20 protein-coding genes are annotated in these 23,127 nt (G+C 56.8%); 17 read left to right on the forward strand and 3 right to left on the reverse strand.

What is annotated here, in order from left to right; all coding sequences use genetic code 11:
- Positions 1–2 precede the first annotated feature (2 nt).
- Together BAA01_05765 and BAA01_05770 are read left to right on the forward strand one after the other, a co-directional pair.
- Positions 3–3,980: a hypothetical protein gene (locus BAA01_05765; protein OUM84645.1), complete on the forward strand. Its 3,978-nt coding sequence runs from the start codon at positions 3–5 to the stop codon at positions 3,978–3,980.
- Positions 3,981–4,353: 373 nt separating this feature from the next.
- The gene (locus BAA01_05770) at positions 4,354–4,830 is read left to right on the forward strand and encodes a hypothetical protein (GenBank protein OUM84646.1); all 477 of its coding nucleotides are present in this window, start codon (positions 4,354–4,356) and stop codon (positions 4,828–4,830) included.
- A 35-nt stretch (positions 4,831–4,865) separates the two neighbouring features.
- On the opposite strand, the gene BAA01_05775 is transcribed toward BAA01_05770, so the two are convergent.
- The 3 genes from BAA01_05775 to BAA01_05785 all read right to left on the reverse strand — a co-directional run bounded on the left by BAA01_05775 (position 4,866) and on the right by BAA01_05785 (position 6,523).
- Positions 4,866–5,381, reverse strand: coding sequence for a hypothetical protein (locus BAA01_05775; protein ID OUM84647.1), 516 nt, complete (start codon positions 5,379–5,381; stop codon positions 4,866–4,868).
- A 151-nt stretch (positions 5,382–5,532) separates the two neighbouring features.
- Positions 5,533–6,120 (reverse strand): rRNA methyltransferase, encoded by a 588-nt coding sequence (locus tag BAA01_05780; GenBank protein ID OUM84648.1) that lies wholly within the window; start codon positions 6,118–6,120, stop codon positions 5,533–5,535.
- A 154-nt stretch (positions 6,121–6,274) separates the two neighbouring features.
- Complete coding sequence (locus BAA01_05785) at positions 6,275–6,523, reverse strand: hypothetical protein (GenBank protein OUM84649.1); 249 nt, start codon at positions 6,521–6,523, stop codon at positions 6,275–6,277.
- A 62-nt stretch (positions 6,524–6,585) separates the two neighbouring features.
- On the opposite strand from BAA01_05785, the gene BAA01_05790 reads away from it, so the two are divergent.
- The 15 genes from BAA01_05790 to BAA01_05860 all read left to right on the forward strand — a co-directional run bounded on the left by BAA01_05790 (position 6,586) and on the right by BAA01_05860 (position 23,044).
- On the forward strand, positions 6,586–7,356 hold the full coding sequence (locus tag BAA01_05790) for a hypothetical protein (GenBank protein ID OUM84650.1): 771 nt from the start codon (positions 6,586–6,588) through the stop codon (positions 7,354–7,356).
- A 51-nt stretch (positions 7,357–7,407) separates the two neighbouring features.
- The gene (locus BAA01_05795; protein OUM84651.1) at positions 7,408–7,914 is read left to right on the forward strand and encodes a hypothetical protein; all 507 of its coding nucleotides are present in this window, start codon (positions 7,408–7,410) and stop codon (positions 7,912–7,914) included.
- Positions 7,915–8,031: 117 nt separating this feature from the next.
- Positions 8,032–9,207, forward strand: a complete 1,176-nt coding sequence (locus tag BAA01_05800; protein ID OUM84720.1) for a peptidase M20 — start codon at positions 8,032–8,034, stop codon at positions 9,205–9,207.
- Positions 9,208–9,315: 108 nt separating this feature from the next.
- A complete protein-coding gene (locus BAA01_05805) occupies positions 9,316–9,609 on the forward strand; it encodes a cytoplasmic protein (GenBank protein ID OUM84652.1) in 294 nt (97 codons plus the stop codon).
- 226 nt (positions 9,610–9,835) lie between these two features.
- A complete protein-coding gene (locus tag BAA01_05810) occupies positions 9,836–10,909 on the forward strand; it encodes a pyruvate dehydrogenase (acetyl-transferring) E1 component subunit alpha (protein OUM84653.1) in 1,074 nt (357 codons plus the stop codon).
- Positions 10,897–11,877 carry a 2-oxoisovalerate dehydrogenase gene (locus BAA01_05815; protein OUM84654.1) on the forward strand — a complete coding sequence of 327 codons (981 nt, stop codon included), beginning with the start codon at positions 10,897–10,899 and terminating at the stop codon, positions 11,875–11,877. The genes BAA01_05810 and BAA01_05815 overlap by 13 nt, the downstream gene beginning before the upstream one ends.
- A gap of 88 nt (positions 11,878–11,965) precedes the next feature.
- A complete protein-coding gene (locus BAA01_05820; protein ID OUM84655.1) occupies positions 11,966–13,297 on the forward strand; it encodes a hypothetical protein in 1,332 nt (443 codons plus the stop codon).
- A gap of 131 nt (positions 13,298–13,428) precedes the next feature.
- The gene (locus BAA01_05825) at positions 13,429–14,190 is read left to right on the forward strand and encodes a Fe-S oxidoreductase (GenBank protein OUM84656.1); all 762 of its coding nucleotides are present in this window, start codon (positions 13,429–13,431) and stop codon (positions 14,188–14,190) included.
- On the forward strand, positions 14,135–15,604 hold the full coding sequence (locus BAA01_05830; protein OUM84657.1) for an iron-sulfur cluster-binding protein: 1,470 nt from the start codon (positions 14,135–14,137) through the stop codon (positions 15,602–15,604). Before BAA01_05825 ends, BAA01_05830 begins: the two co-directional genes overlap by 56 nt.
- Positions 15,597–16,361: a hypothetical protein gene (locus tag BAA01_05835; GenBank protein ID OUM84658.1), complete on the forward strand. Its 765-nt coding sequence runs from the start codon at positions 15,597–15,599 to the stop codon at positions 16,359–16,361. Before BAA01_05830 ends, BAA01_05835 begins: the two co-directional genes overlap by 8 nt.
- 25 nt (positions 16,362–16,386) lie before the next feature.
- Positions 16,387–17,754: a 2-hydroxy-acid oxidase gene (locus BAA01_05840; protein OUM84659.1), complete on the forward strand. Its 1,368-nt coding sequence runs from the start codon at positions 16,387–16,389 to the stop codon at positions 17,752–17,754.
- A 310-nt stretch (positions 17,755–18,064) separates the two neighbouring features.
- On the forward strand, positions 18,065–19,342 hold the full coding sequence (locus BAA01_05845; GenBank protein OUM84660.1) for a glycine/betaine ABC transporter ATP-binding protein: 1,278 nt from the start codon (positions 18,065–18,067) through the stop codon (positions 19,340–19,342).
- Positions 19,305–20,153 (forward strand): glycine/betaine ABC transporter, encoded by an 849-nt coding sequence (locus BAA01_05850; GenBank protein ID OUM84661.1) that lies wholly within the window; start codon positions 19,305–19,307, stop codon positions 20,151–20,153. Before BAA01_05845 ends, BAA01_05850 begins: the two co-directional genes overlap by 38 nt.
- A gap of 18 nt (positions 20,154–20,171) precedes the next feature.
- A complete protein-coding gene (locus BAA01_05855; GenBank protein ID OUM84662.1) occupies positions 20,172–21,101 on the forward strand; it encodes a glycine/betaine ABC transporter in 930 nt (309 codons plus the stop codon).
- 203 nt (positions 21,102–21,304) lie between these two features.
- On the forward strand, positions 21,305–23,044 hold the full coding sequence (locus BAA01_05860) for a hypothetical protein (protein ID OUM84721.1): 1,740 nt from the start codon (positions 21,305–21,307) through the stop codon (positions 23,042–23,044).
- Positions 23,045–23,127: the final 83 nt, after the last annotated feature.

Consider the following 23,127-nt stretch of genomic DNA (forward strand, 5'->3'; position numbering starts at 1 on the left):
GCATGCAGAAAACAGAGACAGCAAGAGAACGGGAAACGGGAGAGTTGGCATCGTGGGAGGGATGGCGCCGCAGCCTGCAGGAGCTGGCTGGCGAGGTGGAAAGGGCGGGCGACGCCGAGACGGCCGCGAAGTTGCGGGAGCTGGCGGAAAAGGCCGCAAACCCGGGACTCCGCATCGCTTTTTGTGGCCACTTTTCCGCCGGCAAGTCGACGCTGGTCAACCGGTTGCTGGGCTGCCAGGTACTGCCGTCCAGTCCCATTCCGACCAGCGCCAATGTGGTCTACTTGTCCTATGGTGACTGGCAAATGAACGTGCATCTGCGTTCCGGCGGGCAGCAGGTTTATCGCGGCCGTGAGGAAGTGGCGTTGGGACAGGAGGTGCTCAAGGACAGCGAGCTGGCGCAAAACGTCTACATTTCCGTGCCGGCGCCATGTTTGTCAGAAGGCCTGGTCTTCATGGATACGCCAGGAGTGGACTCCAACGATGCTGCCCATCAGCTGGCCACCGAATCCGCCCTGCATCTGGCGGATGTGGTGGTGTACGTGATGGACTACAACCACGTGCAGTCTGAGGTAAATTTGCATTTTCTGCGCCAGTTGCAAGCCCAGGACAAGCCGATTGTGGTCGTCGTGAACCAAATCGACAAGCACCTGGAGTGGGAATTGTCCTTTGCCGCCTTTCGGCAGGGCGTCGACAAGGTGCTGGACAATTGGGGCATTCAACCCACTGCCGTCTTTTACACCTCGATGAAGGAGATTGACCATCCGGAAAATACCTGGGATTCTTTTTGCGTGTTGCTGGAAAGGCTGGCCGGCTTATGGGGCGAGATCCGTCCAGGGAGTATGTTGGCGGCGGCCCGCCATCTTCTCGCCAAGCACCTTGAGCGGATGCGGCGCCAGCAAGAAGAAGAGCGCCAGCGGTGGCATGCCGTTCTGGAGCAGGAAGAGCAGGCGGACGAAAAGCTGGCCCGCCGGGAGGAACTGGAGGGCAGGCGGCAACAGCTTTTGCAGATGCCGGCCGCTTTTCAGGAAGCGGCGGAACGGGAGTTGCAACAATTGCTGACGCATGCGCCGCTTGCGCCCTATGAGATCCGCCAATTGGGAAAGACCTATCTGGAAGCCCGGTTTAAGCGGCTGCAGGCAGGGCGGTGGCGGCAAAAGCGGGCCATCAGGGCTGAACAGGAGGCGCTGGACGCCTTTGCCGAAGCGTTGCGCCATCAGGTGGAGGCGCAACTGGAATGGCACCTCAAGCGGCTGCTGATTGAATTGCCCGGGGAATACGGGTTAAAGTCCGGGGAATGGGAGCAAAAGGTTTACGGCTTGCAGGTGGAATGGACGCCGGAACTATTGCAGGAGCAAGTGAAAGCGGGGGCCGTGGCGGGGGAGACCTATGTCTTGCAATATATGGAAGATGTGGCGCAGTCACTGAAGCGGCTCTGGCGGCAGGCGGCGCTTCCGATGATCGAAGAAGCCCGCCAAGAGATTGAGCGGGCCCTGACGCCCCAGCGCGAAGACGTGGCGCAGGAACTGGCCCGCACGGCTGAGTTGGCTGAAGCAAGGGAGGCGATCCGTGCCCTTGATGAAGCGTTGTCCATGCACGAAAAAACGTTGCGGGACAGACTGCCGGGAGATGCAGATTGGCAGCATGTGCGGGGTGCCATGCAACGCTTGCTGGAGGAGGTTGTGGCCGAACTTTTGGCATCCCGTGCCAATCCGGCTCTGAATAGGGAGGATGCTGCCATTCGGAAGGGTTCCGCCATCCAGGGTCCGGCCGTTTCGAAGTCCGGCCCATCCATCGCCAGGCTCCCTGGTCTGGGGACGCTGCCAACCGGGGCTGTTCAGCGCGATGTGCCGGTTGCCGGTGTGGCTGCGGTTGCGCCTGAAAGCAGGCGGTTGCAGGAGATGGCCAAGTTGCTTCGCAAAGGGGCTGAGCTGCTCGGCGATCTTCCCCCTTTTGCCGCTTGGTCGGCGACACTCCGGGAACGCGCGGAGCGACTTGCTGCCAGGCGGTTTACGGTTGCCCTGTTTGGTGCGTTCAGTGCGGGCAAATCTTCCTTTGCCAATGCCCTGCTGGGTGAGCCGCTGCTTCCGGTTTCACCGAACCCCACGACAGCAGCCATTAACCTCATCCAGGCTTCCGAAGAGGGACATCCTCATGGTACCGCCGGGATTCAGATGAAAACGCCGGCCGACATGGTCCGGGATGTGACGGGGGCGTTCCGGGCATGCGGCTTTCATCTGGAGGAAGAGGCACTGGCCGGGAAGACGGCGGAAGAACAGGAAGCCGTCCTGAGAGAAGGGCTGGCCGCCCTGGAGCAGAAGCAAGCGCCGCCAGATGGCGAACTGTATCTCTCTTTTATTCGCGCGGCCATTCGGGGATGGGCGGAGATGGCTCCGCTGCTCGGGCAGAGCTTGGAGGTGGATGTCAGCGAATTTCAAAACATGGTCGCTGACGAAACGAAAGCCTGTTTTGTTGAGCGTGTCACGCTGTACTATGATTGTCCATTGACGGTGCAGGGAATCGCCCTGGTGGATACGCCGGGTGCCGATTCGGTGCATGCCCGTCACACCGGTGTGGCTTTCCAGTTCCTTAAGGATGCCGATGCCGTGCTTTATCTGACATACTACAACCATGCGTTTTCCAAAGCGGACCGGGAGTTCCTCCTGCAAATGGGCAGGGTCAAGTCGGCGTTTGAACTGGACAAGATGTTTTTCCTCCTCAATGCGGCCGATCTTGCCTCATCCAGCGAGGAACTGCTGCAGGTCATGGAACACTTGCGGCATGAACTGGGAGCGTTGGGGATCTCCAGGCCGAACCTCTTTCCCGTATCCAGTCAGTTGGCGCTGTTGGCTGTCCGCCGTGCCCACTTGCAACGGGCGGCCGCGGCATCCGGTTCGGGCCTCGTGGAATGGCCGGAAAGTCTCCAGTTGCGTTACCGGCAGCTGATGGAGCGGGTCCGTCCATTACAGGATATCTTGACGCGAGATATCTCCGCAGGGGCCGTTTCATCCCCAGTCTCGGACGAGGCATGGCGCTGTTCCGGGATTCAGCAATTTGAACAGGCGTTTTATCATTTCATTTTCCACCAACTGGCCGACCTGGCGCTGCAGAACGCGCGGGCAGAACTGCTTCGCGGTCTGGAACAGTTGGAGCAAATGATTCAGTGGGCGCAAAGCGACAACCAGGCACGTGCCTCACGGGCCGCCGAAGTGCAACACGTGTGGCAAGAACTGTTAAGTGCGATTGAAGGATTGGATGCGCAGGCTGTTTTTGTGGCGGCAGAGAACGAATTGCAAGAGTTGCTGTATTACGTGCGGCAGCGGTTGTTTTTGCGGATGCCGGACTTTTTTCAGGACGCGTTTTCAGCCATTGGCGAAGGCAGCCGCCCGGTTCGTGAGCACCTGGCGCAGGCACTGGAGAGCATGCTGCGGCAGACGGCCATGGATCTGGAACAGGAGATCCGCGCCACGGCGCTTCGGATGGAGCGGTTTGTCTGGAAACAGGTGCAGAAGGTGCAGGAAAATATCCAGGAGTGGATCGCCTTGCAGGATCCCCATTGCCGGATCGCGCTGCTCCCCGGCGCTTCCTTGGAGATTCCGGAGGTTCCGGGCAGTTTGTCTTTGATGCTTGAAGAGGACTGGAAACCGGTCCTCTCCATTTACAAAAACGCCAAATCCTTTTATGAAAAAGGGGGTTCGGCGCGGATGCGGGAGGCCGTGATGAAGCAATTGGAGCGTCCGGTACAGAAATACCTGGAGCAGATGAGGGAACAGTTGGGCCGGTATTACGGAGAATGGATGAGGCAGTTGGTGGACCAAGTGAAACAATCCGCTCTTCAGGATGTGGATGCCTATTTCAACGGCTTGATTGAAGCCTTAAAAGATCAAGGGCAGCTGGCGGTTTGGCGAGAGCGGCATGAACAGCTGCTGGCGGCGATGGATGCCAGCAGCGTAGGGAAAGATGCAATTTCGTTGACATAACATTTTCGTTGACATAGTAATAAGGATGTGAGCTGCGCCTTTGGCGTAGCTTCAGCCTGTAGATAAAGCTCCAGGATGGAGCAGGTCTACAGGCTTTTTTTGTCGAAATGATAATCTGCAATCCATCGAGGTGAGATTCGTGTTGAGCTAAAATCACAAGTATACACAATTGAAAGAAAAATGATCATCCGTCTATTTTTATGAACCTTTTGCATGATGTCCTTTTTTTGTTCCGGTAGATGTGTTTGCGTTACGGCTGATTTGAAGCAGTTTCAAGGGTTTGGTCCATTCGTTTTGAAAAAATTTATATAATAGAGAGGAATGAATTTAACACGGCGATAGAAATATCGCAACGAAGGAAAGGAGAGTTGTTTTGAATAAAATCTACGCTTTGTTCCTGGCCTTGCTTCTATTCGGCGGATGCCAATCGGCCGGATCGGTCCACCATCCCAATGCGCCCCTTTTATTGCCTCCCATGCCTGCTTTAACCATTCAAGAAAAAAATGTCCCCGTCAGAATGGGGACATATTCTTGGTCCGAAAGCGGACGTGGGATCACCGTTGATTCTGTCGATCCGCCGGAATTGGTGAAAGATTTGGAGCCGGTAACGGTTCATCCGCATGCAACGTTACATGTTGACTTCAGAGACAAGCCATTGGAAATCAAGGCAGGCTTATGGGAAAATAACGGCGTAACGTTTAAAAACCTTTCCGACGGCACATTCACTTTGCCTGAAGATGACGGTGTCTACATTGGTGTGATTTATGCTTCTTGGCAAGAAGGAAATGCGACTTTCGTATTTAAAATACAAGTGCAAGAAGGAAAAGCTGAAACGGAATCATTCGGCTGATGGTAATGCCGGGCTTGGCTCCAATAATGAAGGAATTAAGGAGCCAACTGGCGGTACTGTCCCCGGTAATACAGCAGGGGCAGTCCATCGTCGGCAGCTGCCCCGTCCAGCACCTCCCCGATGAAGATGGTATGATCGCCGCCGTCCAGCCGGTTGACGATCTTGCAGTCGAAGAAGGCCAGACATCCGTCCAGAATGGGCGCGCCCAGTTGGCCGCTGCGGTAGTTCACCCCGGCAAAGCGGTCGATTCCGGACGTGGCAAACTGTCGTGACAATGCCTTTTGCCCCTGCTGCAAGATATTGATCGCATAGGTGTCAGATTGCATAAAAGCATCGTAGACACCGGCCTGTTTGTCGATATTGACCAGGACCAGCAGCGGATCGAGGGATAAGGAAGTGAATGAGTTGACGGTTAATCCATGAGGGGTGCCATCTTTGGCGCGCGTGGTCGCGATGGCCACGCCGGTGGCAAAACAACCGGCAATTTGGCGAAAGGTTTGGGCATCCAAGGCGCTCCTCCTCAACCTTGATTTAATGGTGTTTACCGTCATGATACCATAGCGCGGGGGTCCGTGTATCCCCTCAATGATTTGAGAAGGACTTCAGTCCCTCGTGCTATCCGATCATCCTAAACATTTCATAACTAAATTATAATTATGTATGATATATGCGAGTTGCCGATGATATTGCTGGGTTGGCTTTTCAACGAGGAAAGTCCCTTTTTTTTTCCATGGCCATCAGTGAAGGAGGATCGCCTTTTTGATTGAGGAACTGGTAGGCGGCCACATGGACTGCCTGTTGATCCAGCCGGGATGCCCATTGATATAAAGCGGTTTGTTCTATTTTTCCTGTCGGATGACCGGAATAGATGACAACACTGATGAGCCCGCCCAGGGTCAGCATGTGGAGAGCCGCTTCAAGGGCGGCAATGGTGGTGTCCGCCTGGGTGGTGACGGACTTGTCCGAACCGGGCAGGTAGCCCAGATTGAACATGACAGCCCGGATGGCGCCATGGAGTTCTTTGGGGATGAAATGCCGCATTTCCTCGTGCCCGGCGTGGATCAGGTGAACGCGTTCTAAGAGATTTCTTTGCACGAGCCGTTCCGCGGCACGGGTTAAGGCCAGGGATTGGATATCAAATCCGTACACTTTCCCCGCAGGGCCGACGCACTCTGCCAGGAAGCAGGTGTCATGGCCGTTTCCCACCGTCGCATCAATGACGATATCCCCAGGTTGTACGACCTGTCTGATCAATTGGTGACTGAGAGCCAATGCCGGCGGCAAAATCATGGATAAAGCCTTCCTTTCGTGCTGTCGTGGATTCGTGTCTGTTCCCTATTGTAACGGATGCCTGCGATTCAGACCAATGGTCAATCCTTGCCGGCAATGGAGATGCTCTCTTTTGTCACCCGTTGGCTCAGACGGGAGGGAAAGCCAGATTGTACTATTGGGAAATCGGCTGGTTATTTTTGGGTTCCCGGTTTTCAATGACACGAACCTTGCCGTTTCGCACGCCTCGTTTTTCCAGTTCCCGCAGTACGTAAATCCGCTGTTCCACCAGTTCATCAATCAGGTATTGCATCTGGTTCCGTTTTTGATAAAGGCTGGACAACTGACCTTCAAACTGTTGCAGGCGCCGCAGAAGCGCCTTCGTGGACAGGCTGGCCGCTTTTTGCATGGTTATTTTTTGCATGCATGTCACCTCAGGATGTTAGTATTGCCCATCCTTACAACTTTCAGACAGAGGTGAGCCGTTTGTACGACGCGCATATCCACTGGGATCAATACACGAGACGGGAACAGCGGGAGATGATCCGGCGCGCGAGGGATGCGGGGCTGAAAGGCGTGATTGCGGCGGCCGTTGATCTGTCCTCTTGCCGGCGGCTGCTGGAGATTCGGCAGGAGCAAGGGGATTTTGTCCACGTGGCGCTCGGGCTGCATCCGGAAAAGGAACACGGGATAGCGGCGGAAGAGGCGGTGATTCGGATGATCCGGGAACACCGGGGGCAGATTGTGGCCATCGGTGAGGTGGGGTTGCCCTGGTATTCGGTTCCTGAAACGGAGCGGGACTGCGTTTCGCCGGCCGCCTTGGAGCGCCTTGGGCGGTTTTGCCGGTTGGCCCGCGAGCTGGATTTGCCTCTCGTGTTGCATGCTGTGCACGACCGCGCCGCAGACGCGTTGGCCCTGCTGCAGCAATGGAAAGTGGAGAAAGCGGTGTTTCACTGGCTGAAGGCGCCCCGGCCCGTGGCGGAGGCCATTGTCCAGGCCGGTTATTATGTTTCGGTGACGCCCGAGGTGTGTTTTCGCCAGCGGGATCAGGAACTCCTTGAATGGGTGCCGTTGCAACAACTGCTGCTGGAAACCGACGGCCCGTGGCCGCATGAGGGCAGGTTTGCCGGGAGACGCACGGAGCCGGCGATGATCCGGCAGGTGGCAGAATGCGTGGCGGCGCTGAAACAAGTGTCATGGGAGACGGCGTGGCTGCAGGTGGCGGACAACGTGAAGAGGGTATTTCTGCATGTTTAAAGGTTACTATTTCATGAACAACGCGTCAGGAGGCATGCCTCATCGGTTGATTTGTGCTATGATCACCACCAGTTGGTCATCGTGATTCCATGGAACGAAGTTACGGCTGAACGACTTTACGTCACAGGTACGAGCCGGGTATTGGGTGAAATCGTAAAGAGTCCAGGCAATGAGGTGAGGAACGTGACGACGATTCTGATTATCGGGGACATTATCATCCTGTTTCTCTTTTCCATGCTGGGGAGGATGGCACACCAGCAATCCCTTGAGTTATGGGCAGTGAGCGAAACCACGGCTCCCTTTGTGATCGGCTGGCTGGTGGCTGCTGTCCTGGTCGGCGCATTGAAACCGGAAAACCTGACCACGATCCGGGGCACGCTCCATAAGGCGGTGCTGGCTTGGCTCATCGGCGTGCCGCTCGGACTGTTGATCCGCGCGCTCATCCTCCAGCGCTGGTTTCACTGGTCGTTTATTCTCATCACGATGGTGGGGACGCTGGTGATGATCGTCGCATGGCGAATGGCGTATACGCTCCTGCTTCGGAAAAGGGAATCGTGAGCATTTGTTCGTTTCATGCTAAAATTCGTTTCATGCTAAAATAGGTTCAACACAAAGGATGCCTTGTATGGATGGCCTAGATGCAAATGAAAGGGGTGCGGCATGGTGTTGGGCCGGATGATGCAGATGCTGGAGGAACTGTATGGGGAGATGGTGGCGTGGCGGCGGGATTTTCATCGTCATCCGGAGCTGTCTTTCCAGGAAGAGCGGACGCCGCGGGTCATTGCTGAACATTTGCGTTCGTTCGGCGTTACGGTGCGGGAGCAGGTGGGCGGCCGTGGAGTGGTCGGCCGGATTCACGGCGGCAGGCCGGGGAAGACGGTCGCCTTGCGGGCCGATTTTGACGCGCTGCCGATTCAGGAAGAGACTGGAGTGGAGTACCAATCGGTGGTTCCTGGGGTGATGCACGCCTGTGGCCATGATGCGCACACGGCCGTACTGCTGGGCGTGGCCAGGGTGTTGAGCCAGTTTCGGGAGCACTTGGCGGGGGATGTTGTCCTGATTCACCAGTTTGCGGAGGAAGTGGCTCCGGGGGGCGCCAAACCGATGATCGAGGACGGCTGTCTGGATGGGGTGGACGTCATCTACGGCACCCACCTCTGGTCAGGGTTTCCCCGCGGCCGGATTGGTTGCCGCCCAGGCCCCATCATGGCAGCGACCGACGATTTTGAAATCCTGATTCACGGCAAGGGCGGACATGGCGGGATGCCGCATCAGACCGTCGATGCCATCGTTCTTGGAGCGCAGATCGTCCAGCAGCTGCAGTCGCTGGTGAGCCGCCGTGTCGATCCGTTAAAACCTGCGGTGGTCACGGTGGGCAGCTTTCACGCCGGAGAGGCGTTTAACGTGATTGCCGGGGAAGCGAGAATCAAAGGAACGGTACGGACCCTCGATGCCGGCGTGCGGGAGCAGATGGAACGGGACATGTCAGCCCTGGTTCACGGCCTGTGCCAAGCGGCTGGCGCCGGCGTCAGTTTCCGGTACCATCGCGGGTATCCGGTGGTCAGCAACCACGAGCGTGAGGCGCAGCAGGTGGCTGAGGCGGTATGCCGGGTAATGGGCGAGGGTGCCTTTTTCGTGATGGAACCGCTGATGGTAGGGGAGGACTTTGCCTATTACCTTGAGCAGGTGCCAGGGGCCTTTTTCTTTACCGGAGCCCGCAACGAGGCGCTGGATGCGGTCTATCCGCACCACCACCCGCGTTTTAATATTGACGAGCGGGCCATGCTGGATGCGGCAAAGTTGCTGGTACATTTGACGGTGACTGAGCTGGCTGGCTTGGATCGGCATTGAATGCGACTTGCTGGGAACCGTATCTTGTGCGGCTTGTCGGATGCGTCATCCAGCCATACATGGTATAATATGAAGCACCTGTCCATTATTCAAAGAGGAGCATGCGATATGTATTGTCCCGTTTGCGACAATGTGAAAATGCGAGAAGTTGAAAAACATGATGTCCTGATCGATATTTGCCCCAGTTGCAAAGGCGTTTGGCTGGATCGGGGCGAATTGGAGAAAATCCTACAAAGCGCGCGGGAAATCCGGCAACCCTTTAACGAGTGGTATGAAGGCTACCGTAAAGAGGGCGATTACCACCACGCTCCTGCCCATTACCCTGGCCACTATTCCAAGCACAGTCATCATAAGCATAAAAAGAAGAAAACCATCTTTGACATTCTGGATGATTTGTTTTGATTGGGCAAAAGCGGGTGGATTGACGCCCTCTTCCGGAAAAACCTATAATGAGCTAACGAACAGTGTCTTCTGAAAAGGGTTTCACACAGGTCACAGGCACACGAATCATACGATTCATACAGATCCATACAAAATCAGATGTGGCCAGTCATTTTTGGCTTTCGGTGGCGGAAAATTCAATATTTTGCCGGATGCGTTCCGGCAAGCACACTCCAGGGAGGGTAGTATGATGGCTGAATGGGTGCAGATATTGACACCGGATGGTACCCTCAAAGAAGGTGCCACCACACGGTTGAGTGAGGAACGGTTGGTTGAGATGTACCGGTGGATGGTTTTGTCCCGGATGTTTGATCAGCGCGCGCTGAGCCTGCAGCGTCAGGGAAGGATTGGTACATACGGGCCTTTTAGCGGACAGGAGGCGGCGCAGGTGGGCAGTGCCTTTGCCCTGGAAAAGGAGGACTGGGTGTTTCCCACCTATCGGGAATTGGCGGTGACCTTTATCCTCGGCAAAAGCATGAGCAGCACTTTTCTGTACACGATGGGCCACTTGCATGGCGCCAGATCGCCTGAAGGCGTGCACTTGATGCCTGCTCAGATTATGCTGGCCACGCAAATTCCGCAGGCTGTCGGCGCCGCCTGGGCTTCCAAGATCCGTGGAGAACAAGCGGCGACGATTGTCTATTTTGGAGACGGCACCACCTCCAAGGGAGATTTTCACGAAGGAATGAACTTCGCAGCCGTTTTGGGCGCGCCGGTTGTCTTTTTTTGCCAGAACAACCACTGGGCCATCAGCACACCGCTGGCCAAGCAGATGGCGACGGCCACCATCGCGGAAAAAGCGGCTGCCTATGGGATGCCCGGCGTGCGCGTGGACGGCAATGACGTGATGGCGGTTTATGAAGTGACAAAAGAGGCGCTGGATCGAGCGCGGCAAGGCGGTGGACCGACGTTGATCGAGGCGGTGACGTACCGCTATGGACCGCATACCACCTCGGATGACCCGACCCGTTACCGCATGCAGGAAGAACTGGATGAATGGCGCCGGCGCGATCCGATTCAACGCCTGAAAACGTACTTGCTGTCCAAGGGGATCTGGGACGAGGATCAGGAAGAGCAGCTCAAGGAAGCGTGCCGGGAGAAGATCAACCGCGAGGTGGAAGAGGCGGAGCGGGTTTCCCGGAGCCGCTTGTCCGAGGTCCTGGAAGTGGTGTATGGCGAGCTGACACCGGATTTAAAACGGCAACGGCAGGAGATTGAACGTCTCGGCCAAGGAGAGGGAGGGGTAACATGGCCAGTCTGACAATGGTCCAGGCGATCAACCAGGCGTTGGCGCAGGCCCTGGAGGCGGACGAGCGGGTGATCATTCTCGGCGAAGATGTAGGGAAAAACGGCGGTGTCTTTCGGGCGACAGAAGGGCTTCAGGAACGCTTCGGGGAAGCGCGTGTGGTGGATACGCCGCTGGCGGAATCGGCCATTATCGGCACGTCTATCGGATTGGCCTTAAACGGGATGAGACCGGTGGCGGAACTTCAGTTCATGGGGTTCATCTATCCGGCGATGGATCAGCTGGCCTCGCAGGCGGCCCGTTTTCGCTTCCGTACGGCGGGGCAGTATACGGTCCCCATGGTGGTCCGCGCGCCCTTTGGCGGTGGCGTCCGCACGCCGGAGCTTCATTCGGACAGTTTGGAGGTGCTCTGTACGCACACGCCGGGCCTCAAAGTGGTGATTCCCAGCACGCCTTACGACGCCAAGGGGCTGCTTCTTGCCGCCATTGATGATCCCGATCCGGTGATGGTGTTCGAACCGATGAAACTGTACCGTGCATTTCGCCAGGAAGTGCCGGAAGAGCCTTTTCGGGTGCCGCTCGGGAAGGCCAGGGTGGTGCGCGAGGGGAAGGACGTGACGATCATCAGTTGGGGTGCCCCGGTGCTGATGGTGGAGAAGGTGGCCGGACAGCTGGCGGCGGAAAAAGGGCTGTCCATCGAGGTGATCGACCTGCGTTCCCTGGTCCCGTTGGATATGGAAACGCTGGTTCGGTCCGTGGAGAAAACGGGACGCTTGATCGTGGTCCATGAGGCGGTGCGAACGAGCGGTTTTGCCAGTGAAATCATCACCCGGATCAATGAAGAGGCTTTCTATTCGCTGGAGGCCCCGATGGTTCGCCTGACGGGGTACGATACACCCTATCCCGTGCCGCAGGTGGAGGATGACTGGCTGCCCAATGAACCCCGCCTGCTTCGGGCGATTGAGCAGGTGCTTGCCGATTAGACGATCCGGGCAGGTGGCTGGAAGGAACGTCGGGTCCTGACAAGTAGCAATGGACGGAGGATTTCGCTGGAAAATGGGAGGTTGATGTATGCTCGTGGAATTTCGTCTTCCCGATCTCGGCGAGGGGATTGCCGAAGGGGAAGTGGTCAAGTGGTTGGTTCAGGAGGGGGATTGGGTTCAGGAAGATCAACCGTTGGTTGAGGTGCAAACCGACAAGGCCACGGTGGAGATCCCCAGTCCGGTGGCGGGGCGCGTCAGACAACGGATGGCCAAAGAGGGAGACATCGTCCAGGTCGGTGCCGTCCTGATCACGATCGAAACAGATGGCCAAGATGCTCGCGCCGTTCAAACGGCGCCGGCTGATGCAAGCGCTGTTGCCAGTCCTGGGCATGCGGCAGACAGCCAGGCGGCTCGGCCGGCAGGAGATGGTGATGGGACTGGAGCGGAGAAGCGGCGTGTTCTGGCTGCTCCCGTGGTGCGAAAAATGGCAAGGGAGATGGGCATCGATCTCCGTCAGGTTACCGGCAGTGGCCCCGGGGGCCGGATTTTGAAAGCCGACCTGCAACGATTTACCGAGGCCAGGAGTGCGCGTGTCATTGAATGGCAACAGGAGAAACATGAGGGACATGTGCAACAGGAGCGATATGCGCAACAGGAGTCCTTCGCGCCTGTTCGTGACCAGCATTCAGCCATCGGGACGCAAAACATGGTTGAGGTGGAGGTGGAACGGCAGCCCTTGCGCGGCATCCGCCGGGCGATGGCGCGGCGGATGGCGTTGTCCATGCGGACTGCGGCCCACTGTACGGGGATGGATGAGGTGGATGTGACCGAATTGGTGGCGCTGCGCCGGCAAATGGCGGAAAAGGCGGCGGAAAAAGGGGTGAAGCTTACCTACTTGCCCTTTATCATCAAAGCGGTAATCTCGGGGCTGAAAGCTTACCCCATCATGAATGCCTCGCTGGATGAGGAGAAAGAGGAGATTCTCATCAAGCGGGAATATCATATCGGCATTGCGGTAGACACGCCGGAAGGGCTGGTTGTGCCGGTCATCCACCACGCGGACAGGCTGAGCTTGATCCAGCTGGCTGAAACCATCGAGAATCTGACGCAGCGCGCACGGGAGGGCAAACTCCGCCTGGTAGATGTCCAAGGGGGGACGTTTACCATTTCCAACATCGGGGCGCTCGGGGGCACCTTTGCCACGCCGGTCATCAATTATCCGGAAGTGGCCATTCTCGGTGTCAACCGCATTCAGCCCAAGCCGGTGGTCCGGGAGGACCAAATTGTCATCCGGCAGATGATGGGGTTGAGCCTCAGCTTTGATCATCGCGTGATTGACGGAGCCACTTCGGCCCGTTTTACCAACCATGTGACCAGATACCTGGAACAGCCTAGTCTGCTGTTTATGGAAATGGTTTGAATCTTGCGTGACGGCGCTTTTCCGGTAGCCTGTCATCCTCACGGCCCTGCGAAGGTGCGTGAGGGTGGCAGGCTGTTTCGCAAGCGAGGTTCTTGCAGAAGGGTGATTCGTGGGAGGGGAGAGACGGAAATATGAAAGTGGCATTATTTGTCACCTGCTTGGCCGATCTTTTTTACCCCGAGGTGGGAAAGAGTGTGGTGCAGGTATTGGAGTCCCAGGGCATTGAGTTGGAGGTGCCGTTGAAGCAAACCTGTTGCGGCCAGCCTGCGTACAACAGCGGTTATCAGCAGGAAGCCAGGATGGCGGCGAAACATTTCATTGAAACGTTTGAGCCGTTGCTCCGGGAGACAGAAGCGTATATTGTGCTGCCGTCCGGTTCCTGTGCGGCGATGATCCGCGAGACGTATCCCAAAGTGCTGGCGGATGACCCGGACTGGTTGGCCCGTGCCGTTGCCGTTTCGGAGAGGGTATACGAGTTTTCTGAATTTCTTGTTCACATATTGGGTGTGGAACGGATCTGCGCCACCTATCCGGCCAAAGCAACCTACCACCATTCCTGCCACATGAGCAGGGGACTGGGGTTGCGGGAGGAACCTTTGGAGGTGTTGAGGCGCGTGGAAGGCCTGGAACTCATCCCGCTTGCCAATGCGGAGGATTGTTGCGGTTTTGGTGGCACGTTTGCCGTGAAGATGCCGGACATATCCATGGCGATGGGGGCTGAGAAATTGCAGCATGTGCGGGAGACGGGGGCCGAGCTTCTGATTGCGTCCGATCTTGGGTGCCTGATGCACTTAAGCGGATACGCCCGGCGTGAGGGCAAGCCGATCCCGGTCAAGCATGTGGCACAAGTCCTCGCGGAAGGAGGGAATTCCATTGCCGGAGACGGTCAGTAGCCAGAGCTTTGCCCAGCGGGTCCGGCGGGGCCTAGAGAACCGCTTCACCCGCCAGACGGTCGGGCGGGTGCAAGATCACTTCAAAGCGATTCGCGCCCACGCGTTCGAAGACCTGGGAAATGTTGAGGAATGGCGGAAGCGTGCAGCAGCGATCCGGAACCATACGATGGAGAACCTGGACGCCTATCTGGAACAGTTTGCCGACCAAGTGACGGCCAGAGGCGGGAAGGTGTTTTTTGCCCAAGATGGTGAGGAGGCCTGCCGGTACATCTCTCAGGTGGCCAGGCGGCATCAGGTGAAAACGGTCGTCAAGGGGAAGTCCATGGTGACCGAGGAAATCCACTTGAATGACGCCCTGGCGGAGGACGGGATTGACGTATACGAGACCGATCTAGGCGAGTTTATCATCCAGTTGGCGGGAGAACGGCCTTTTCACATCGTCGGCCCGGCGATTCACAAGGACAAGGCCCAAATAGCAGAACTGTTTTCGCGTCTGGCAGGCCAGACGCTGCCGGCGGAGTCAGGAGCGTTGACCCGCTTTGCCCGGGAATATCTGCGGGAGGCATTTTTCAAGGCGGAAATGGGGATCACCGGTTGCAACTTTGCCATTGCCGAGTCGGGTTCCGTGGTGCTTTTCAGCAATGAGGGCAATATCCGTCTCGTCACCACCCTGCCCCCGATTCACGTCGTGGTGATGGGGATGGAACGCGTCGTCCCGACCTGGGAGGACCTGGACATTCTCCTGACCTTGCTTCCGCGCAGCGTGACGGGGCAGAAGACGAGCAGTTATATCAGCGCCGTCACGGGTCCGCGAAAGCCGGGAGAGGCGGATGGTCCGGAGGAGTTGCATGTGGTCATTGTGGACAACGGCCGTTCCCGGATGCTCGGCACCCGGTATCAGGAGGCGTTGAATTGTATCCGTTGCGGGACTTGCTCGTTGGTTTGCCCGGTTTACCGGCACATCGGCGGGCATGCCTATGGCAGCGTCTACAATGGACCGATCGGCTCGGTCGTCAGTCCGCTGATGGATGGCCTGGAGAGCTGGAAAGAGCTGCCTTTTGCTTCCAGTTTGTGCGGTGCCTGCACCGAAGCCTGTCCGGTGAACATTCCCTTGCATGAGTACCTGGTGGAGCTGAGGGCAGATGCCGCTCGGGAGCTCAGACCCCCCTGGGCGGAGAAGATGGTGGCCCGGCTGTTTGGATGGGGGACGGCGCATGCCCCGATGTACCGGATGGGCCAGCGGATGATCGGGTGGATGGCCAAAGGAACGGCAGAAGACGGGTATGTCACTTCGGCTGCGGGGCCTCTCGGGCTTTGGACCCGATACCGGGACCTGCCGCAACCGGCTGCTCAGACCTTCCTGCAGTGGTGGCAGGAGCGGGAGAGGAGGGAGGGGCATGGCGAAGGTGAATGATGACGGCCGTGACGCTTTCCTGGACCGGATTGCCGCCCGCCTGCGCCGCAGCCGGCGCCGAAGCGGCGAGGTGGCTCCGTTGGCCTTTTCATCGCAGCCGTGGGAATCGTTTTACGAGGGAAAAACGCAGGAAGATCTGGTCAGGTTGTTCTGTAAAACGTTGCAGTCGCAGGGAGGACTGGTGTGGCGCGTGTCCTCGCAGGAGGAGTTGCGTGCCCGCCTTGGTTCCTGGCTTGCGGAGAAACAGGTGAAACAGGTGGCGCTCTGGGACGATCCGCGCCTGGAGAAGCTGGCTCTTGCCTCCCTGCTGGAGGAACTGGACATCGAATGGGTTTCCTGGCAGCGGGAACATCGCGGGAAAGAACATGACGGGCAGGAACAGGGTGAGACAAATGATGGCAGGACAAATGAAGGCCGAAAATGGGTGGATCAGGCGGAGCAGGCCCAAGTGGGGATCACGTGGGCGGATGGGGCGTATGCCGAGACAGGGACGGTGGTGGTCTACAGCGGGCCCGGCAAAGGGCGGAGCGTCAGCCTGCTGCCGGACACGCATCTGGTTTTCTTGTACCGCAGCCAGATTCAGGGCCGTCTTTCAGATCTGACCAGGCAACTTCGGCAGTTGATGGAGATGGGGGCATTGCCTTCTTCCGTCAACCTGATTGGCGGTCCCAGCAGCAGCGCCGATATTCAATTTGAGATTGTCAAGGGTGTGCACGGCCCGCGGGAGCTGTTGGCGGTCGTGCTGGAATGGGATTAGGAGGATTGGAAGGAGGCGGAGTGGGATGGATTTGTTGCAGGAGTTGCGGCGGCTCATTCCGGATGAGCGGCGGGTGACCGTCAATGAGACGATTCTGGAGCAACACAGCCGCGACCTGACGTACCACAAGCCGCACAAGCCGGATGTGGTGGTTTTTCCGAAAGACAAGCGGGAGGTTCAGAAGGTCCTTCAATTTGCCAACAAACACCGGATTCCCGTTGTCCCCTACGGTGTCGGAAGCAGTCTGGAAGGGCATACCATCCCGACATACGGCGGCATCAGCCTGGATATGACGATGATGAACCGGGTGCTGGAGATCCGGCCGCAGGATTTTCTCGTCCGTGTTGAGGCCGGCGTGACGCGCAATCAGCTGAATCAGCAATTGAAGCCGCACGGCCTGTTTTTCCCGATTGATCCGGGCGCCGATGCCACACTGGGCGGCATGGCGGCCACAAACGCCAGCGGAACCAATGCGGTGCGGTACGGCGTCATGCGCCAGCAGGTGCTGGGGTTGGAAGTGGTGCTTGCCGACGGGACGATTATCACCACGGGCGGGATGGCTGTCAAATCATCCGCCGGGTATCACCTGACGGGGCTCTTTGTCGGCTCGGAAGGCACGCTGGGTGTGATTACGGAACTCACGCTTCGTCTGTACGGGATCCCGGAAGCGGTCGTGGCCGCGCGAGCTGTCTTTCCCGATGTGGAATCGGCTGGGGAGGCCGCGGTGGGGATGATCGCCTCAGGGATCGCCATAGGCAAGGTGGAGCTGGTGGATGCGCGGACGGTGGCCGCCGTCAACGCGTATAAAGGGACGGCGTATGCGGAGGCGCCGACCCTGTTTCTCGAATTCAGCGGCCATTCCCAGACGGTCCGGCACGAAGTGGAGGTGGCGCGTGAAATCGCCATGGAGCATGGCTGCCGTTCCTTTGAGCAGGAGACGGATCCAAAGGCGCGGGCACTCCTCTGGGAAGCCCGCCATCAGGCGGGACTGGCGATCGCAGCCAGCGCGCCGGGGAAAAAACTGATGGCCACCGACGTATGTGTCCCGATTTCGTTTTTGCCGGAGGCGATTCGGCACACCCGGCAACTGATCGATTCGTACGGAATGGAGGCGGCCATCTTCGGTCACGTCGGAGACGGGAACTACCATGCCGCTTTCATCATGGATCCGAATCATCCTGATGATGTGAAACGGGCCGAGGAAGTCAATGAGCAGGTTGTCCGGTTTGCGCTGGAAAAAGGGGGGACCTGTACCGGAGAGCATGGCATCGGCTTGGGGAAAATCAAGTATCTGAAAGCGGAACACGGGGACTCCCTCGCCGTAATGAAAGCGATAAAACAGGTTCTGGATCCGGGACAGATTCTGAATCCGGGCAAGGTATTGCCGGAATGAACGTTTGAATGAACGTTTCCCGAATGAAAAGATGCTCCGGGCGTCAGCAAGCAAGACGTTCGGAGCGTATTTTTTTTGACGAAGGGCAAAATAAGCCCAAATTGGGAGGAGATTTGAGGATCTGTGAATAAGATGGAGTATTCCGCTCCTCATCCGATCTCATCCTTGATCCCGTTGTCTCACCAGGCAGAACACCTGGCCAGGTGGTTTGACAATGTCTGACGTTCAATGGTAAAGTGATGGAGTAAATTTTATTTTATATCATTTTATAAAATTTTACTGATAATGATGATAAGTTCAAACGAATGAAATGGGGGATTTTGAAGCTTTGGATGACAAAAGATATCCTTCGGATCACCCAACACCGATCATACGTGTCCGGCAATTGACCAAGATTTTCGGACCGCAACCGGAACGCGCGCTCCAGTTGCTGCGGCAAGGAAAGGACAAAGCAGAGATTTTCAAGGAGCTGGAGGCCACGGTCGGTGTCAACCAGGCCACCTTTGACGTGTATCCGGGTGAGATTTTTGTCGTAATGGGGCTTTCTGGAAGCGGCAAGTCCACGCTCCTGCGATGCTTGAACCGCCTGATCGAGCCGACGGAAGGGGAAGTATGGATTGGTGATCAGGAGATCACCCGATTGGATGAAAAGTCGATGCGGCACATCCGTCAGAAGCGGATGAGCATGGTCTTTCAGCAGTTCGCCCTGTTCCCTCACCGGACCGTTTTGGACAATGTGGCATATGGCCTGGAGGTTCAGGGCGTGCCCCGTTCTGAGCGGCTGGAGCGGGCGAAACAAACGCTCTCCCTGGTCGGATTGTCCGGTTGGGAGTCACAGCTGCCGGGGCAACTCAGCGGCGGCATGCAACAACGGGTCGGTCTTGCGCGGGCATTGTGCAATGACCCGGACATCCTCTTGATGGACGAAGCCTTTTCCGCTCTTGACCCCCTGATTCGGGAAGATATGCAAGATGAACTCTTGAACCTGCAAAGCCAGATGCAAAAAACCATCGTTTTCATTACCCACGATCTCAACGAGGCGTTGAAACTGGGGGACCGGATTGCCCTGATGCTGGACGGGAGCATCGTGCAAATCGGCACGCCGGAAGAGATTATCAGCAATCCCTCCAATGATTATGTGGCCCGCTTTGTGCGCGGGGTCGACATCACCAAGGTTCTGACGGCGGAAGATGTGATGAAAAAGCCGGAGCCGACGATTACGCCCAAGGACGGGCCGCGGGTTGCCCTGAAAATGATGCGTGACTGGGGCATTTCCAGCATTTTTGTTGTGGAACGAAACAGACGGCTTCTCGGTTTGCTGACAGCAGACGCGGCTTTTCATGCGACCGAAAAAGGGGAACGGGACATTCTTCCGCTCATCTCCCAGGATTTCAGCCGTGTGGCTCCTGAGCAACCCATTGAAGAGATTCTGCCTGTCGTGGCCAACGCCAAGGCGCCGCTGGCGGTGACCGACGAGGAACATCGCCTGCTTGGCGTGATTGTCCGCGGTTCGGTGCTGGAAGCATTGGCTTCAAAAGGAGGTGAACCCGATGGACGCGAATCGTCTGCCGCTCGGGAACTGGATTGACAGTTTGGTCGGGTGGCTGGAGCGGACATGCGGTTCCCTCTTTGACTGGATTGCCTTTTTGGTCACAGCCATGATCGAAGGACTGCACGGATTCCTTCAGTTGTTTCCCTGGTGGCTGTTCTTGCTGCTGCTGATGGCCCTCTGCTGGGTTCTTGCCGGCTGGAAGCTGAGTGTCGGCGCAGGTCTCGGATTGCTGTTGATTGCCAATCTCGGTTTCTGGAACGATTTTCTGAGCACGCTCAGCCTGGTGTTGGTTTCGTCGTTGCTCTGTTTTATCATCGGGATCCCGATTGGGATCTGGTCCGGAAAAAATGACCGGGTCCATGCGTTCATCTTTCCGATCTTGGATTTCATGCAGACATTACCGTCTTTTGTTTATCTTCTGCCGGCCATGGCGTTTTTTGGCATCGGGCTGATGCCGGCCGCCTTTGCGACGATTGTTTTTGCGATGCCGCCTGTGATTCGCCTGACCGATTTGGGAATCCGTCAGGTCCCCGGACAATTGATTGAAGCGGCCAGGGCGTTTGGCTCTTCGCCGCGGCAAATGCTTTTCAAGGTGCAGTTGCCGGTCGCCCTGCCGACGATCATGGCCGGGATGAACCAGACGATCATGCTTTCACTGTCGATGGTGGTGATCGCTTCCCTGATCGGCGCGGGCGGACTCGGAGACGGTGTGACCCGGGCGTTGAGCCGGCTGGAGACTGGAATGGGGTTTGAATACGGCATCGCCGTCGTCATTATGGCGATTATTCTCGATCGGATTACACAGCGGATCGGTGATCGTTTTCAAGTGAAAAGCAAAGGTCATTGAGAAAAAGGGGGAATTGGATTGCGTCTGAAGAAATCCTGGTGGATGACACTGGTCCTGATTCTCTCATTGTCAATGGTGATGATGGGATGTGGTGGCACAAGTCCTTCTCCTTCGGAACAAGAAACGAAGGGAGGAGGGAATGGCCAGACGCATCCATCCGGTACAGAGGAAATCAAGATCGGGATGGTGAACTGGGCGGAGGATATTGCTGTTTCCCATCTGTGGAAGGTGATCCTGGAGGAAGAAGGGTATAAGGTATCATTGCACCAGCTGGATGCTGCCCCCCTCTACACTGGATTAGCCAAAGGCGATTTGGATGTGTTCCTCGATGCCTGGCTGCCAATTACACACCAGGCCTACTGGGAAAAATACGGCGACCAGTTAGAGGACTATGGCATCTGGTACGGTGGGCAAGCGGATCTGGGATTGGCTGTTCCGACCTATGTTGATGAGGTCAATTCCATCGAGGATCTAGAGACCCACAAGGAGTTATTTAAAGGCCAGATTACAGGGATTGATGCTGGAGCCGGACTGATGAAGCTGATTGAGGAGAAAGTGATTCCGCAGTACGGCTTGTCGTTGAAACTGGTAGCCTCCAGTGAGGCGGCGATGCTGAGCGCGTTGGACAAGGCGTATAAAAACCAGGAACCGATTGTCATCTCAGCCTGGCGGCCCCATTGGATGTTTACCGAATGGGATCTGAAGTATCTGGAGGACCCGAAAGGAGCGTTGGGTGAACCGGAGGAGATACACACGCTGGCGAACAAGGGGTTTGCCGGGCGCAACCCGGAAGTGGCTGGCTGGCTGAAGAATTTCAAGATGACGGACGAGCAGTTGGGAACCCTGGAAAGCTACATCTTTCATGAAGGGATGAAAGAAGAGGAAGCTGCCAGGAAGTGGATTGAAGAAAACCGTGATGTGGTGAATGGTTGGCTTGGAAAATCATAGTCCATGAACATGCTGGATCACCCGCCGCAAGAAACGGGTGATCCAATTTTTTGTATTTTATTTTATCAACGATTGGATTAAAATCAAAAATAGATACCCCTTTATATTAAGGAAATTTTTCTGTAAATTATAAAATAAGAAAGGGAGTGTACATATTGAAACCGACGTTTCAAGTGCCCAAACCTGAAGCCGCATTTGGAGCGATGCCTGACACTGTTGGCCTTAACTATTTTCTCACCGATCCCAACCTGGGCTTGTTGCTGGAGATGTATGTCAACGAATCCGATCTGGAGCGGGCATGGCCCCATTTGACCAAATTGGGGGAAATCGCGGGGACGGAGTTGGATCAGTATGCGCGGATTGCAGACAAAAATCCGCCTCAGCTGGTTTCGTATAATGCCCGTGGGGAGCGGGTGGATCAGGTGGTGTTTCATCCTGCCTACCATGAGATGGAGAAAATCGGCTACAGCCAGTTTGGGCTGGTCGCGATGACGCATCGGGAGGGGATTCTCGGCTGGCCAAGCAAGTTTTCCCACGTGTTAAAGTATGCATTCTGGTACCTGTTTGCGCAGGCTGAGTTCGGGCTTTGTTGCCCGATGAGCATGACCGATACCGCTGCCACCGTCCTTGAGAGGTTCGGCTCGGAAGAATTGAAGCAGACCTACCTCCCCCGTATGCTCAGCACCGATATGAATGAACGCTGGACAGGCGGGCAGTTTATGACGGAAAAGCAGGGGGGGTCCGATGTCGGAGCCAACCAGGTCATTGCGAAGAAAGTGGGTGACCACTGGGAGCTGTGGGGAGACAAATGGTTCTGTTCCAATGCCTCAGCCGATGTGGCACTGGTGCTGGCCCGGCCGGAAGGGGCTCCGGAAGGGACCAAGGGATTAGGATTGTTTCTCGTGCCCCGGAGGTTGCCGGATGGCACGCTGAACCGCTACCGGGTCAACCGCCTGAAGGACAAACTGGGAACGAAGGATATGGCCTCCGGCGAAGTGACGTTTGAGGGCGCTGTCGCGTACGTGGTGGGAGAACTGTCCCAAGGGTTCAAGCAGATGATGACCATGGTCAACCTCTCACGCTTGTCCAATGCGATGCGGTCGGCAGCCATGATGCGGCGCAGTTATCTTGAAGCCCTTGTCAGCGCCCGGGGGCGTGTGGCGTTCGGAAAGCCGCTGGCGGAACTGCCCTTGATGCAGGAGACGCTGTTTGAGCTGATGCTGGATGCGGAAGCGGCCGCTTCGCTGGTGCTTTACACGGCACACATTTATGACCAGGTGGAAAAAGAGGGCGGCAGGCATCAAACCCTGTTGCGCACTTTGACGCCGCTGTTGAAGGGATACATCTGCAAGCGGGCCCGATACACGACGGCGGAAGGCATGGAGGTCCGCGGCGGAAACGGCTATATCGAAGAATGGGTCAATCCAAGGCTGGTCCGGGATGCGCATCTGGGATCCATCTGGGAGGGGACGACAAACATCATCGCGTTGGATGTGCTGCGCGCCTTGACCAAGGACGGAGCGGCCGACGTGTTTTTCGGTGACATTGCGCAGCGACTGGCCAGACTGGCCAACCCGTCCGTCCGGCAAGTGATTGAGATCTTTTCACCGGTGCTTGAGCGGGTGCGTGCGCAGGCGGAGGGCATCGGCCGCTTGGAAGGGACGGAGCGGGAGATGTTTGCCAAACGGTTGATGAACCGGATGGTTCATCTGGCCGTCGTCAGCCTTTTCCTCGAAGAGGCGGAGTTTCAGATTGCCCGGGAGAACAGCTACCGGAAGCTGCTTTTGGCGGTTCACTATCTCTATCGTTACCTGTTGTCCCAAGGTCTTGACGAACCATATGCGTTTGACAGAAGTGTCAGCAAGTGGCTGGAGCCGCTCATCGACTGGGACACCATTCCGGCAGAGGCCGTCAACGAGTTGCTGCCGCATCTTCAGAACTGATTGGCCCCGATAGCATTTTTAATCATTGTCTGGTCAAATAAATCGCCCTGGGCGAGCGGTATTCTGAAGACGTCAGGATACCG

This window comes from Bacillus thermozeamaize, assembly GCA_002159075.1.
In the GTDB taxonomy this organism is placed as follows: Bacteria; Bacillota; Bacilli; order ZCTH02-B2; family ZCTH02-B2; genus Bacillus_BB; species Bacillus_BB thermozeamaize.